The 13533-nt window shown below is 58.4% G+C and carries 14 protein-coding genes; 5 read left to right on the top strand and 9 right to left on the bottom strand.

All coding sequences use genetic code 11. The features are described 5' to 3' along the window. Positions 1 to 153 precede the first annotated feature (153 nt). Positions 154 to 462: a hypothetical protein gene (locus tag CCANI_RS01025; protein WP_146324174.1), complete on the bottom strand. Its 309-nt coding sequence runs from the start codon at positions 460 to 462 to the stop codon at positions 154 to 156. A 44-nt stretch (positions 463 to 506) separates the two neighbouring features. On the opposite strand from CCANI_RS01025, the gene CCANI_RS01030 reads away from it, so the two are divergent. Next, positions 507 to 1880 (top strand): helix-turn-helix domain-containing protein, encoded by a 1374-nt coding sequence (locus CCANI_RS01030; RefSeq protein ID WP_146325786.1) that lies wholly within the window; start codon positions 507 to 509, stop codon positions 1878 to 1880. A gap of 296 nt (positions 1881 to 2176) precedes the next feature. Here CCANI_RS01030 and purU read toward each other — a convergent pair whose 3' ends face one another. Genes purU through CCANI_RS01045 form a run of 3 tightly spaced genes read right to left on the bottom strand, consistent with a single transcriptional unit; the run spans position 2177 to position 3838 of the window. Continuing rightward, on the bottom strand, positions 2177 to 3061 hold the full coding sequence (gene purU, locus CCANI_RS01035; RefSeq protein WP_146324255.1) for a formyltetrahydrofolate deformylase: 885 nt from the start codon (positions 3059 to 3061) through the stop codon (positions 2177 to 2179). Between the two features lie 10 nt (positions 3062 to 3071). Next, complete coding sequence (locus CCANI_RS01040; protein WP_146324256.1) at positions 3072 to 3512, bottom strand: hypothetical protein; 441 nt, start codon at positions 3510 to 3512, stop codon at positions 3072 to 3074. After that, the gene (locus tag CCANI_RS01045; protein ID WP_146324257.1) at positions 3512 to 3838 is read right to left on the bottom strand and encodes a hypothetical protein; all 327 of its coding nucleotides are present in this window, start codon (positions 3836 to 3838) and stop codon (positions 3512 to 3514) included. Before CCANI_RS01045 ends, CCANI_RS01040 begins: the two co-directional genes overlap by 1 nt. 172 nt (positions 3839 to 4010) lie before the next feature. Between CCANI_RS01045 and CCANI_RS01050 the strand changes: the two genes are divergently transcribed. After that, positions 4011 to 4556 (top strand): beta/alpha barrel domain-containing protein, encoded by a 546-nt coding sequence (locus CCANI_RS01050; protein ID WP_146324258.1) that lies wholly within the window; start codon positions 4011 to 4013, stop codon positions 4554 to 4556. Here CCANI_RS01050 and CCANI_RS01055 read toward each other — a convergent pair. From CCANI_RS01055 to CCANI_RS01075, 5 genes are all read right to left on the bottom strand, one after another. Next, complete coding sequence (locus tag CCANI_RS01055) at positions 4553 to 5170, bottom strand: ABC transporter ATP-binding protein (protein WP_246118208.1); 618 nt, start codon at positions 5168 to 5170, stop codon at positions 4553 to 4555. The two genes, CCANI_RS01050 and CCANI_RS01055, sit on opposite strands and share 4 nt — an antisense overlap. Continuing rightward, a complete protein-coding gene (locus CCANI_RS01060) occupies positions 5163 to 7103 on the bottom strand; it encodes a bacteriocin-associated integral membrane family protein (protein WP_146324260.1) in 1941 nt (646 codons plus the stop codon). Before CCANI_RS01060 ends, CCANI_RS01055 begins: the two co-directional genes overlap by 8 nt. A 314-nt stretch (positions 7104 to 7417) precedes the next feature. After that, a complete protein-coding gene (locus CCANI_RS01065; RefSeq protein ID WP_146324261.1) occupies positions 7418 to 8149 on the bottom strand; it encodes an LmeA family phospholipid-binding protein in 732 nt (243 codons plus the stop codon). Between the two features lie 32 nt (positions 8150 to 8181). Further along, on the bottom strand, positions 8182 to 8985 hold the full coding sequence (locus CCANI_RS01070) for a hypothetical protein (protein WP_146324262.1): 804 nt from the start codon (positions 8983 to 8985) through the stop codon (positions 8182 to 8184). Continuing rightward, complete coding sequence (locus CCANI_RS01075; RefSeq protein WP_146324263.1) at positions 8986 to 9477, bottom strand: DUF2505 domain-containing protein; 492 nt, start codon at positions 9475 to 9477, stop codon at positions 8986 to 8988. A 60-nt stretch (positions 9478 to 9537) separates the two neighbouring features. On the opposite strand from CCANI_RS01075, the gene CCANI_RS01080 reads away from it, so the two are divergent. The 3 genes from CCANI_RS01080 (at position 9538) to CCANI_RS01090 (ending at position 13517) form a co-directional block, all read left to right on the top strand. Beyond that, positions 9538 to 10602, top strand: coding sequence for a UDP-N-acetylmuramate dehydrogenase (locus CCANI_RS01080; RefSeq protein ID WP_246118214.1), 1065 nt, complete (start codon positions 9538 to 9540; stop codon positions 10600 to 10602). A 245-nt stretch (positions 10603 to 10847) separates the two neighbouring features. Next, positions 10848 to 11402, top strand: coding sequence for an ECF transporter S component (locus CCANI_RS01085; RefSeq protein WP_246118209.1), 555 nt, complete (start codon positions 10848 to 10850; stop codon positions 11400 to 11402). 12 nt (positions 11403 to 11414) lie between these two features. Beyond that, positions 11415 to 13517: an ATP-binding cassette domain-containing protein gene (locus CCANI_RS01090; protein ID WP_146324266.1), complete on the top strand. Its 2103-nt coding sequence runs from the start codon at positions 11415 to 11417 to the stop codon at positions 13515 to 13517. Positions 13518 to 13533 lie beyond the last annotated feature (16 nt).

The raw sequence follows: 13533 nt of genomic DNA on the forward strand, positions 1-13533 counted from the left end.
GGCGGTGGTGTATAACCTACTGCCGCTGGGCGACTTGGGGGCCGAAACCAGCCGACGATTTTCCGCGCTCAGGCAGATTCGACACGCCGGGACGCTAGGGACGGTGTTTCCGCAGGAACGCGAAACGGCCGTGTTAGATCTGCCTGAGGCAGATCAGGCGAAGGGGGTTGGTTCGAGAAAGTTCGAACGCGGCTGCACGGAAATGCCTTGTGAGGCCAGGTGGCGGGTGATCCGCCGACAGGTCGTGTGCGTTCCGGATAGGTTGTGTGCAGCTGTTGACCTGCGATCGTCCGGAATTTCTTCATTGGGCACCTCAACGAAGAATGGAAAGACGAGCTGCGGCGTTTTTGGCCTGTCATCTCTCAGGACCTTGGTAACAACCTGTTTCATCACCTTGGTGACAACCTGTCTCATGTCCTTGGTAACAGTCTGTCTCATGGCCTTGGATGCAACGAGTCTCATGACCGTGGAAACGATTTTGGTGGTGTTCGTTTTCAATTAGGTGCATGGTTCGTCCTCTTTCGCCGAATGTGCGGCGTTTAATTGTTGAATTTGATCCGTGTGCCGCGAACGGCATGAGTATTACGGAGTTTTGTGCGGTTCATGGCATTAGCCGGAAAACGTATTATGCGATCAAAAAGCGTTTTGAGCAGGAAGGATTTGGGGCGCTGCATCCGCGGTCGAGTGCGCCGCATAAGCCTGCGACTACCTATGATGAGGCTACGGTGTCGATGGTGCTTGCGATGCGGGAGCGGCTTGGCCAATTTGGTTGGGATAATGGGCCGCGATCCATTTGGTATGCGTTGATTGATCAGCCGAATGTGGTGCAGCCGATTCCTTCGGTGTCGACGATTGCTCGGATTCTGGCTGCTGCGGGTGTGGTCGCGAAGAATCCCCGGAAGCGGCCTCGCTCATCGATAGTGCGCTTCGAGCGATCCTGTGCCATGGAGTTGTGGCAGCTGGATGCGTTTTCCTATCGGCTCGCTACTCCGGCGGGCACTGTGATCACGATTTACCAGCTCATCGATGATGCAACCCGATTTGATGTGGGTACTACGTATGGCACCAAGCCGGAAAATGGGGCAGATGCGTTGAACTGTGTAGTTAACGCGATCCGTGTCTATGGGGTACCGCGCCAATTGCTGAGCGATAATGGTGGCGCGTTTAATCAGATTCGCCGGGGCCGGATCACTGCGCTGCATCGGTTTCTTGCCGTCAAGGGTTGTGAGGCCATTACTGGCCGGGCGGATCATCCCCAAACTCAAGGCAAAAACGAACGCTCCCATCAAACCTTGGTGAAGTTCCTTGATGCGCACAAGCCCAGTACTGAGGCCAAATTGAAGGAATTGCTCAGTGAATACCGGGAGTACTACAACAACAAGCGGAGGCATCAAGCACTCGGGGGTATGACCCCGAAACAGGCCTGGGACAGCATCGAACACCGCCCTAGTAGCGGCGAGCCCATCACCCAGGAGCAATTGACTGCAGAGATTGAAAAATACCGGCAGGCCCGTTCGAGCGAGTCCCCCAGCGCTGCAGATGGCCTCGACCAGGATCCAGCAATGCTGTACATCAAACCCTCGTCCAGACCACGTTTCGCGCTCGCGGGGTACTACATCAATATCCCCAAACGGCTTACCGATAAGCACTACTACGTCGTTCACACCGACGATGAATACGCGCTATTCGATTCCGTCGACGGCGTCATGGTCCTGCGAATCCCACTGCCACTAAACGTGCTCGGCGAACCGATCGGCGCCACCGTACCCCTTTGGAAAATCATCGGCGCGTACCTCCACGAGGCCCCGCCGTGGTTTCTCAAACGACAGCAGCAATGGCTACAACAACACCCCACCGCCGCTGCTGAACTAGAGGATTAACTACCCGCTCGCGCGTTACCAAGGTAATGCTACTGGTTGTCACCAAGGTGATGATACTGATTGTTACCAAGGTGATGGCACAGAGTGTTACCAAGGTCGCGAGATTCTACACGGCGTTTTTGGCCCAGATTCGTCCGGAATTTCTTCGTGAGGGCCCCGAATGAAGAATAGAAAGACCAGCCCCAGGTCGGCGGTTGCGCACAACTCATCGCGGGGCGGGCGTCGAGGCTGGTTGTGCGCAATCCATCGGCTGGGTGGTGGTTTGGGGCTAGACGGCGAACGCCTTAGCGCATCCGCTATTCGAAGATCACGGTGCGATTGCCGTGCACCTGCACGCGGTCTTCCAGGTGGAAGCGCAGCCCGCGGGCCAATACCACCTTTTCCGCGTCCCGCCCTAGCCGTTGCATATCGGCCGGGGTGTCCTTATGGCTGACTCGGATGACGTCTTGTTCGATGATTGGGCCGTCGTCAAGGTCGCTGGTGGCGTAGTGGCAGGTCGCACCAATGAGTTTCACGCCGCGTTTATATGCCTGGTGGTAGGGCCTGGCCCCCATAAAGGAGGGCAGGAAGCTGTGGTGGATATTGATCGCCCGGCCCGCCCACATCTCGCACAGGTCTGGAGGCAGGATCTGCATAAAGCGGGCCAAGACGATCGCCTCCGGGTTGTGGGATTCCACGATTGCGGCGACCTGGTCGAAGGCGCGGCGTTTGCCAACGGCATCCTTGGGAAATGGCACGTGGTGGAACTCGATGCCGTGGTGTTCGGCGATGGGGCGGAGGTCATCGTGGTTGCCGATCACAGCGGCCACATCCATGGGGTAATCGTTTTGCGCCACGCGGCCCAGCAGATCGTGCAGGCAGTGCCCCTCCCGAGTCACTAAGATAACTGCCTTTTTATGGCGGGAAGTATCCCAAATCCGCCACCGAGAATCCTCGCCCAGTTCCGCGGCAACCGCACCGAAACGTTCCTTCAATTCGGCGAAGCTGATGCTTATGGAATCCGCGCGCACCGCCTGCCGGGTGAAAAACCAACCGCTGTCCGGGTCCGTAAAATAACCGGCCTCTGTGATCCACCCTCCGAGCTCCGCGATAAAGGTGGAAAGCCTAGCCACGATGCCCGTGGAATCCGGGCAGCCGAGGGTTAAAACGTACTGGTGTTCGGAAAGCGAATTGGTGGTCATTGCTGGGATTTTACCCCAGGATGATCCGCATGGCCTCTCGGGTCTGCGTGATGCTCAGATTCAGGAACTGGTTCAATTGTTCGTCGGTCATACCGGCCCCGATAAGGGCGGCGGTACGGACGATTAACTTGCCATCGTCGAGAATCGCCGTGATATACGGATTGTCGCTGGCACGTTCGATCTGGGCGTTGGGGGCCTCCATGATCAGCTCGTACACCAGATACTCGTCCGTAACCGTTAGGTCCACCGGTACACCATGGTCCGCAACGTGCACGCGGTGGCCGCGCACCGGGACGTCGACAAGCCCAATGCCAGTAAAGAAGTCAGCCACGCGCGCGGGGGTCACGTACGGGGTAGCCTCCTTGGTCAGGAACATCGCGGGGGCGTCCGCATCGGGGAGCAAACCGTTCAAACGTGCAATCTCGGGGTGAAGTTCGGGGCAGTCCTGCATCAGTTATTCTCCTTGAGCGCGCGGGTCAATGCGGCGGCCTGGCGTAGGGAAGTACACACAAAATTATGAAGCTGGGCCAAGGTGTAGGGGGTGGAGCCGTCTAGAATCGCCTCGCCAGCAACCTCGATCGGCAGGGCCTTCATGCCCGGATTCGCAATGTTCCACCGCTCGCAGGCCTGCGGGTCCGCCGTGAAACCATCCGTGAAATGCACCATTGCGTTATAAATATTGAAGCCTGGGTCGTAGGCGAACGTTACCTGGTACCCCTCTTGGTGGACGTGAAACGCCGTGCCGGAGGCATCGGGTTCGAAAGCGAGATCCTCCACTCCGAAAATGATTGGTAGCGCCTTCGTTCGAAGTGACAAATCGGGCTCTGTGGGCTTGCCTTTGCCGCGGGCCATAACGACTCCTCATAAGTGGTATACAACGATTCCAAACGTTAGCGTGTCGTAAGGGCGCTTACAAGGAGAAACGGCGAGACTGTGGTGGGATTAATGTATGAACGAAATAGCACTTACCGCCCTCGCCCCCGCCACGTCCGCCGCTGATGTGCGTAGCTTGCTTGCCGACGCCCGCGCGCACGACGTCGATACTGTGGTCATCGCGCCGCACCTCCTGCACGCCGCCGGGGAACGCCCCCGTGTTCGAATCGTATCTACGGCGGGTTGGCCCACCGGGAACCATCACATATTGGTGAAATGCGCCGAAGCGCGGCTTGCCGTGCAATGTGGGGCGAGCGAGATTATTTTGGTGCCGGATTTGGCGAACCTACAAGACCAAAACGCGCTGATCGCCGAAGTGGTTGCCGTGCGGGAGGCGGTGCCGCATCCGGCAATGCTGATCGTTGCGTTGCGGGCCCCAGATCCGGCGATGGTAGAGACGGCCCGCATGGCTGGGGCCGATAGGCTGCTGATCTTGGATGCGGTGGCTGCAGATCTTGCCGCCGTCGGTGGCTCGGCGGGTGAGGTTTGGGCCCTTGGGGAAGATGAGGCCGCGCTATTGGATGCGGGCGCAAGCAAAGTGCTTATGGAACGAGGGGCTTAGGTGTGGGTTAGCGCTATGTTTTGGTCGGCGTAGGACATGACCAGCGGGTCATGGGTGGCGACGATCACCGTCGCGCCGTCGATAGTCATCTGCTTGAGGTGATTGAGCACAACGATGGAGTTTGCCTCATCGAGGGCGCCCGTAGGTTCGTCGGCGAGGATGAGGGGAGGACGCTTCAACAAAAGTCTGGTAAGGGCGACGCGTTGCTGCTCGCCACCGGAAAGCTCGAACACGGGGCGGTTGCCATAGCGGGAAAGGCCTACGGTGTTCAAGGCTTCGTCGATAAGGTTTTTGCGGGGGCGGAACCAACCCATAGCGAGCGCCACATTGTTGTACACGGTTTTATCCGGGACGAGGGCGTAATCCTGAAACAGGTAGCCCACCGTATTGCGGCGGAACTTTAACAAACCGCGCGAACCTAGCTGGGTAATCTCCTTCCCCGCCACCGTGATTGAGCCAGCGGAAGGCTGAATCAGGCCGCCCAGGCAATTCAGCAACGTGGACTTGCCAGAACCCGAGGAACCGGTGAGCGTAGTGACCGTCCCAGGTACACATTGGAAATCTAGGCCAGAAAATACGGTGTAATTACCAAAGCTCTTAGACAAATCATTCACGGTAAGCACGCTGAAACTTCTTTCCAAGGGTAGAGATGGCAAGCCCCGCAACGGACGCAAGGACAGCTAGGGCGACAATGGTGGCGGTGATGGGTTGGGTACGGGCAAGCTCAAAAGCGGCTGGGCTGCCGGACTGTAAATCTCTTTGCAGCTCCAGATGTATGCGCAACAGGAAATACAGGGGCAATAATGCGAACACACAATCAGCCACGAAGGATAGACCGTGAGTGCGCAACCACCTCACACCCAATAGCTGGTGCACTTGCAGGCGCCGCGCGTGGCGAGTGCGGTACACCAATACCTCGGCGACAATGATTACCCCAAGCAAGACGCACAAGAGTGAGAGGTTGGAAAGACTCTGTCGGAGTTCATGATTGAGATTACTTTGGGCTAACGCCAACCGCTCGGCGGCCGTGCTATAACCGCCCACCGTATTGATTTTTGGCACTTTGTCTGGGGCGACATATAGCACGCTCCCCTGCGTAGCCTTTGCTGCCAAATTACGGTCCGAAAGCGCGGTTAGACCCGGCGGTAGGATAATGATAATTGAATCGCTGGTTGTGGCGCGCGGTTGAAAAATCATGGACGTAATAGCGAAGGTAAAGACTTCCTTGCCTCTAGGGAGTTCTTGGTATGAGATATTTGTGCTTGCTGCCGCTTCGCCCGCGAGTTCCCTTTCGAAATCAATGAGCTCCAAAGCGCTGCGAAGCTGGGAATCTGATGTATTAGGCGGTGAGGCGATGATAATAGAATCGTCTTGTTGATCTACCTGGATTCCATTGAGCTCTGCAAATTTACGGTTTGCCAAGATCGCAGGTGAAAAGTTCAAGTGATCGCCTATACTCAGCATGTCTGCCAAAACTATTTCTTCGCGCAGATCTGAATCACGCAGGCTGGGGGCCAAGTGTTCTGCGTAATCCTCGACGCCGGCGTTAATGAGGATTTGCGTTAGGTTCTGGTAGTTTTGCCAAAGAGTCGCTTCGCTTTCTTGCAACGATCGTTCTTTGAACAGTGAGACTGCGAAGATTAGGGTAAAAGTAAGCATGTAGAGCGTAAAAACTTTTACCGCTGAGGTGATGGCAATTAATACCTTGCCCGGTAACTGGCCCTTGAGCGCGGAAAGTAAGGACAATAACCGCAGGGATGTGATGCCAGCCATTAGTCCCGTGCAGATAGCTGCGAGACCTAACCCCAAGATCGTTACATAAACGGGAGCAAAAAGGCTGAATCCTGAAAATTGATTGTAAAAACCTAGGAAAATTAAACCGGCGATGTTGACGATTGCAAAGACGATCAGCGTAAAACGTGCGGACTGCCGATTCATGGAAACGAAGGACCAGGACGCGTTCAACCCGTGTAACCTTATGATTGCCTGCTCACGCGCAGTAAAGACTACGCCTGCGAGGCTTACCAGGCCAAGAAAGACGAGCGAAATAAGCACTGTATGAACTGTCTGATCCATGAATAAGTAATCTATTAACAAGTGCTCGCGTTCGATTACTTCAAAGCCCAACTCGCGGATGAACGATAGGAACTTTTCCTTTGCCTCAGTGTCGCCAACGATGGTGTACTGTCCGCGTGGATCGTTTGTGGTGATCTCACTAAGGGGGCGGAACTCAGTCGTAATTTCTCTATTAAAGCCTTGTGCATATATGTCTGCGTTTGTGGCGTAGAATGTATTATTAGTAAAAGCTGTAGTGAGGTCGGGTTTGGAAAGCGCAATGGGGATATTCTCGGTATCAGAGAATTTCTGTAGCGCTTCCCAGTATTGTTCGCCGGAGATTTTTGGGGAAGTGTCCGTGATTAGAACAGCGTGATTCCCTGCGGTGTATTGATCTGATTCTAGGGTTTTAGTCAAGGAGAATGCACTGATCGCGGCAATGATCGCAAGAAATGCATAGGCGGCCGACAGGGGGCGAAGAAAAGATTTCACGGACACTCCTCGTGGCTACTTATGCTGTGGGATGATTGATGGATCTTCGCACAAAAATGAGTGCCGCGCGACCAAGTTTTTGTTCCTTTACCCCCCGAAGTTTAGCGATCGATTTGAGTGTTACCTAACTGGGCTAAAGGTAGAAATACTCTTGCCTTTGCTGGCCAGCGGTTAGTTACACTCACTTGAATAGTGTTAAGTTGTGGCTTGTGAATTGCTACCTGGCACCGGCTCGTGGTGAATGGGGGTATGAAAAACCGCGAGCTGGTATTGCTCGCGGTTCGACGTTGTGGCCTAGTGCTTGGCGTGCGTTGTTATTGCGCGGTGGCGTTTTGCCGTTGCAGGTCGGAAAGATTGACGTTGCTGCCGCCGAGTTCGAGTTGCACACCGGTCTCGGTGACCTGGACGTGTTGCACCTGGAGGTTTCCGGCGAATTTGGATGCCCCTTCGCGCAGCGAATGGGAGATGCCGTCTGAGACTTCGGGCGGGAGCGCCATGCCTAGCACGCTGGCGTTTGCGGCTTCGAGTACCAGTTGACCGTTTTCCGCCTTGGGGGTGATTTCAACGGTGGCGCTGCCTTGGGCGAGTTCGGCGATAATCACATTGCGCGCGGCGTCCATACGTATGGCGCTGACCTTGGTTAAGTCGCCGAAGATGCTTTGGCTGCTGGCTTGCTCGGCCATGGCGAAAATGAAATCGGTGGGCATTTCCGTATTCAGCGTTAGCGTGCCGGCAATTGGCTCTTGGGAGTTCGTGATGTCCAGGGATCGAACATTGATATCCGTTGGCGGTGCGCCGGTCTGCGCTGCCAGGTCAAGGGTTGAGGGTACGTGGATTTGTACTTCCGGCACATTGCGGGTGGCGGCGGCAAATAGGAGTGGGGTTGCTCCGAAGGAGACGGTCGGTTGTTCGTCTTGTTCGGAAATTCCTGCGGAGGCGGCGATGCTTTGGCGGAGTTCTTTACCAATGAAAGTGCGGAATCCTATCTCCGCGGTGACACCAACAACAAGGATTACTACAAGTAGACCAACCAGAACTTTCTTCATTCCACGAGTATCCCGCAAGCTACCGCTGAATGCTAGGCGACATACGCCCACGGCACCGTGAGAATATTGTCGCGGATGCGGCGGCGTACTGGTTCTAGGGGGATACCAGCGTCGATAAGCAGTTCGCGCGCCTCCCGCCAGCGCACGCGCGGCCCGTAAGGTGCCCACCCTGCCGCGCGATCCCAGGCGGCGTCCGCCTCCCGCAGCAATGCGTAAATATTTTCGCCCACTATATTGCGGTGGATCAAGGCTTTGGGCAGGCGCTCGGCAAGGTCCGAAGGGCGCGCCGAGTGGTGTGGGTCCCAGGCGAGCGTGAGGGATTGGGGGCCGCGGGCGTCGAGAAGCACCCACGAACAGCGGCGGCCAAGCTCGTCGCATGTACCTTCGATAAAATAGCCGCCGCGTGCGAGGTTACCGCAAACCTGTTCCCATGCTTCGGTGACCTGGGAAGCGTCGTATTGGCGCAGCACATTCAGGGCGCGCACCAGCACCGGGGTGTTGCCGGCCAGCTCAAAACCCCCGCGGGCAAAGCGCACATTCTCCCGCGGCGGCAGTACCCGCGCGGGGTCGATCTCAAGGCCCAGCACGTCCACATCCGCGCGGGTTTTCCGCAGCCACCGAGCCCACTCGCAGGTGGTGGTGTGGGAGGCGCCATAGCCGAGGTCAATCACCAGCGGCCGTTCCGCATGAATGAGCGATCGTCGAATGTCCTGGTGGTGGTGCATCCAACGATCGCAACGGCGCAACCTATTGCTGTGCGTGGTGCCGCGGGTGATCACTCCAATGGTTGTCTGCGCGCGAAAACGAGCCCGCAGATTATGGGCGTGATCGGGCATTTAGAGGTTTTCGGAGATCCACTTTTCCGTGAGTGCGGCCTCGTTTGCCAGCAGCTCGCCCAGCGCTTCGGCGACCTTCGGCTCGATGGCGGGGCCCATGAACGGGATGGTCACACTGACCTCATTCGCATATGTGAGCGTGGTGGTGTCGCCCTCACCGGCGATGGCGATATCGCCCTTGAAATCAACCGGGGCGCCCTTGACATCGGCGGTGTAGCTGGCGGCGGATTCGGATGCGACCGTAAACACCCGCTTGATCTTGAGCGACTGGCTGATCATCGCCCGCACCGCCTCCGGCAGCAGGTCCATGGGCATGATTTCATACAGCACTGCCTCTGCGCCGGTGCCGGTCGCGGTAAAGGAATGCACCTCGCCCGGCTCGGTGGACAGGTTCGCCACGTTGTACGCCCAGTAGTCCGCATTGGTCAGCGCTGCGAAGACTTTTTCGGGGGCGTGGTTGATAGTGACAGTAGTTTCAATACGCGTAGCCATAACCAACAGACTACCGTTAGAACCGTGAATGATTCATCGCTTGCCGCACGTCTTGCTGCCATTGAAGGCGTTACGCTCGACCCCGAGGTTACATTTGCCCAGCTCACTACTTTGCACCTCGGTGGCACGCCGCGGCTCGCGGTGCGCTGCACAACCGTTGCTGCGGTAGCAAACGTAGTTTCGCTTCTCGACGCCGCTGCTGTCCCCGCCCTAGTCGTCGGCGGCGGTTCCAACCTCGTCGTGGCCGACGGAGACGTGGATGTGGTGGCGGTGATTCTCGAATGTGATGGCGTGCACGTGGAGCCCGCAACCGGGGTGGTGGTAGCCGAGGCCGGTGCGGTATGGGACGACGTGGTTTCCATGTGCGTTGCCGCGGGCCTAGGCGGTATCGAATGCTTGTCCGGTATTCCGGGGTCCGCCGGTGCGACCCCAGTGCAAAACGTGGGAGCCTACGGGGTGGAGGTTTCCGATGTGCTTACGCGGGTGCGCCTTTGGGATCGCGAGCGTGGGGTGGATGAGTGGGTACCCGCCGCAGCATTGGATCTGGCGTACCGATATTCCAACCTGAAATTCTCCGGCAGGGCCGTGGTATTGGCGGTGGAATTGACCCTGCATACCGATGGTTTGAGCGCCCCGCTACGCTTTGGCGAATTGGTTCGCGTGCTGGGCGCGGAGGCCGGGGATCGCGTGCCCGCCGCGCGGGTTCGCAATGCGGTGCTGGAGCTGCGGCGCGGCAAAGGCATGGTGTATGACCCCGCCGATGTGGATACCTGGTCCGCCGGATCCTTTTTCACCAACCCCATTGTTTCCGCCGCGCAGGCCTCGAAGGTGCGTGCGATTGCGGAGGAGCTTGGGAAGGCGGATAGCATGCCCTGCTTTGCCGTCGAAGGCGGCTGGAAACTCTCTGCGGCCTGGCTTATCGATCACGCAGGTTTTGCCAAAGGCTACCCCGGCGACGGGGCGGTGGCGCGGCTTTCCACCAAACACACCTTGGCGCTGACCAACCGCGGCACGGCGAGTACCGCGGACCTGGTGGGGCTCGCCCGCGAGGTCCGTCGGGGCGTCGAAAAGGTGTTTGGGGTGAGTTTGGAGCCCGAGCCCGTGTGGGTGGGTGTAACTATGTAAGTCATACGCGCATGGGCATTGGGGGTAGTGTACGCGGCAGCTTTTCGGAGGGAATGCTTGTTTTGTCTGGAAATCAACGGAAATAGCGCTGCCGGGGTACCCCTTAAAAGAGGTTTTAGAAGTGCTGGGGGTTGAAAGGGAAGCATTGCCTAACTAGGGTGTTACATGTTTTTAACACCTTCGGCATTGCGCCAACAACGTGAAGCGCGACGGCGGAGGCAGCCGAGCTAGGAAAAGAGATCCTTGTGGGAAATCAACAGAATGCCGCAACCAGAAACGCGACACGTGAATATTTGGTCGCCGCGGCCATTGGCGTTGCGGGATCGGTGATTATTGTCCCCCTGATCTACCTGCAAGTTGGCCTGAGCCTCCTGCACTTCTACCTGGTGGCGGCGGTGCTCGGCTTCTGGGTGCTGCCCTTCGCCCTTGCCTCGCTGCTGGTGCGGCGTCCCGGGGCGACGCTGATCGCGGCATTGACAATCGGCTTTATCTCCGCATTGACCTCGCCATTCGGTGCCAGCGCGCTGGGGGCGCTTGCCCTGGAAGGCGTGCTGTTCGAACTCCCATTTGCGGTGCTGTTGTATCGGCGGTGGAGCGCCTGGCAATACGTGATCAGCGTGATCCTGCTGTGCAGCTTCCTCGGGTGGTTCGTGCCCCAAGCGGTGGGCAGCGACCAACAATCGACGATCGCCAGCCTGATCTGTGCGCTCATCGCCACCGCCACAGGGTTGGTGTTATTGCTGGTCACCTATAGGTTGCATACCAAAGTGCTGGCCGCGGGAGTGCTGCGTAAGCGTTAGGGGGCGGTGCACATGCGGGTAGACAAGGAAACCGAAACAATCGCGGCGCAGGCGGTGAGCATTGAGACCGCCACCGGTGCGCAAATAGTTTCAAATGTTTCCTTGCGCCTAGGCGTGGGCGAGGGGTGTTTGCTCGTCGGCGATTCGGGGTGCGGGAAATCCACCTTCCTGGCGGCCTGCGCCGGGGTAATTGCGGAAACCCATCCGGACCTGCGTGTCTTGGGCGAGCTGCGCGTGCTCGATCACGCGGAGATCGAATACCCGTTGCACGCGGGGATCGGCTACGTAGCCCAAGACCCCGACGCCTATGTGCTCATGCCCACCGTTTGGGAAGAGGTTGCGTTTCCCCTGGAAAACCTGGGTTTGCCGTACGCGGAAGTAGTGCGGCGGACCGAGCGCTGCCTCGCCGAGTTCGCGCTGGAGCATCTGGCCTCGGCCAGTCCGTGGCAGCTTTCGGGAGGGCAACGCCAGCGGCTCGCCATGGCCTGCATTTGGGTGGCCGAACCGAAACTGTATTTGCTCGATGAGCCGACCGCGCATCTCGACGCCGCGTGGGGGCGCCGCCTCCTTGAAAACCTCAACGAACGCGTCGCTGGCGGCGAGATTTCCATGCTGATGGTCACGCACAAACAGCACACCGAAAGCGATGGCTCCGCCAGCGTGTTCCGCCTTTCCCCCCAACACCCATCCACGATCGCGGCGGAACCGCTCGCACTGGGATTTACCATCGAGAGTGGCTACGATATCGAGCTTGACCAGCTAGTGAGCCGTAAGAATCTGGTCGGTTTGCCGGCGGTGAGCGCGACGCTCAAAGCGGGGGAAATCACCGTGATTCGCGGCGAAAACGGCAGCGGGAAATCCAGCTTATTGCGGGTGCTTGCGGGGGCGGCGCGACCGCACAGTGGCGCGGTCAGGGGGCCCGGCCAATTGCTCGGGCGGACCGCATGGTGCCGGCAAAACCCCGAACTCCAGTTTGGTGATGTCACCGTCGCCGATACGATCCAACGGGCCAGCACCGCAACCGTGCGACGCGAGGCATGGAGTCAGGCGGAAATACAGCACCTGCGGGCGGCGCTAAAGCTCGACCATATCGAAGAGTGCGCCTCAGTGTTTACGCTCTCCGGTGGCGAACAGCAGCGCCTCGCGGTGCTGGCGGCCACGCTTCGCGCCGCCCCAATCATGCTGTTCGATGAACCCACCGCGAACCAAGACCCCGTGACAAAAACGCTGGTAGCCAGGTGTCTCCGCGCGCTCGCCGATGCCGGTGCGACCGTTATATGGGTATGCCACGACGAACAGCTCGCCGCCGAATACGCGGACGCAACAATCGACTTGGGACGCGCGCGAACGGAAGAGCCCGCACCCGCCGCCGCGCGCACCGAACGCGCCGAGCGCCACAGCCAGCAAGCATTGCATCCCGTGGCCATCCAACTCTGCGTTTTCGCACTCATCGTCGCATCGTTCGCCATCGAATCGGCGGGTGTGTTGCTCGGTTTGCTAGCGGTGGCCGTGGCCATCCTTGTAGCGCTGACGTGGAAATCGCCCCGCGAGCTGGCAACAAAATTGCAAGTGATCCTTGCCGTTGGCGTCGTATTTTCGCTCGTGGGGGCGCGCAGCAGCCTCGCGGGCGAGATGTGGAACCCGTATTCGATTATCGTTGCCGGTGCGAGCCACGGCATGGCATTGGCCCATTGCGTCGCGTGGGCCTTAATCGGCGGCACGGTGACAAACGCGCGGCGGGTGTTGGAATCGGCGTCGCAAAGCTTCCGCTTCAACGACAACTTCGTGGTGGTGCCCATGACGGGCATGTCAATCCTGCACTATGTGCGGCACCAATGGCGGGAGATCCTAGACACGCTGCTGGTGAACGAGGCGCGCGGAACCGGAATCTGGCGGCGCGCAACACGCCGCGTGCGGGTGGCCGTCCGTGTCGTGCTGCCGCTGCTCGTGGCCACCATTCGCTTTGCCGAACGCACGTCCGTAACGCTGCTTTCGCGCGGCTACCCGGCACCGAACCCACGAACGATCAACCAGCGTTATCGCTGGCGATGGCGCGACAGTGTCAGCGTATTCTGCGTCACCTTGGGGGTGATAGCGGTCAGCGTGTTGGCATAAGACCTGAGGAAAAACG

This window comes from Corynebacterium canis, assembly GCF_030408595.1.
In the GTDB taxonomy this organism is placed as follows: Bacteria; Actinomycetota; Actinomycetes; order Mycobacteriales; family Mycobacteriaceae; genus Corynebacterium; species Corynebacterium canis.

Excerpts from the sequence above, each read along its gene's own strand:
- CCANI_RS01025 (WP_146324174.1), bottom strand. The coding sequence starts at position 462 with ATGAGACTCGTTGCATCCAAGGCCATGAGACAGACTGTTACCAAGGAC.
- CCANI_RS01030 (WP_146325786.1), top strand. The coding sequence starts at position 507 with ATGGTTCGTCCTCTTTCGCCGAATGTGCGGCGTTTAATTGTTGAATTT.
- purU (WP_146324255.1), bottom strand. The coding sequence starts at position 3,061 with ATGACCACCAATTCGCTTTCCGAACACCAGTACGTTTTAACCCTCGGC.
- CCANI_RS01040 (WP_146324256.1), bottom strand. The coding sequence starts at position 3,512 with ATGCAGGACTGCCCCGAACTTCACCCCGAGATTGCACGTTTGAACGGT.
- CCANI_RS01050 (WP_146324258.1), top strand. The coding sequence starts at position 4,011 with ATGAACGAAATAGCACTTACCGCCCTCGCCCCCGCCACGTCCGCCGCT.
- CCANI_RS01065 (WP_146324261.1), bottom strand. The coding sequence starts at position 8,149 with ATGAAGAAAGTTCTGGTTGGTCTACTTGTAGTAATCCTTGTTGTTGGT.
- CCANI_RS01070 (WP_146324262.1), bottom strand. The coding sequence starts at position 8,985 with ATGCCCGATCACGCCCATAATCTGCGGGCTCGTTTTCGCGCGCAGACA.
- CCANI_RS01075 (WP_146324263.1), bottom strand. The coding sequence starts at position 9,477 with ATGGCTACGCGTATTGAAACTACTGTCACTATCAACCACGCCCCCGAA.
- CCANI_RS01090 (WP_146324266.1), top strand. The coding sequence starts at position 11,415 with ATGCGGGTAGACAAGGAAACCGAAACAATCGCGGCGCAGGCGGTGAGC.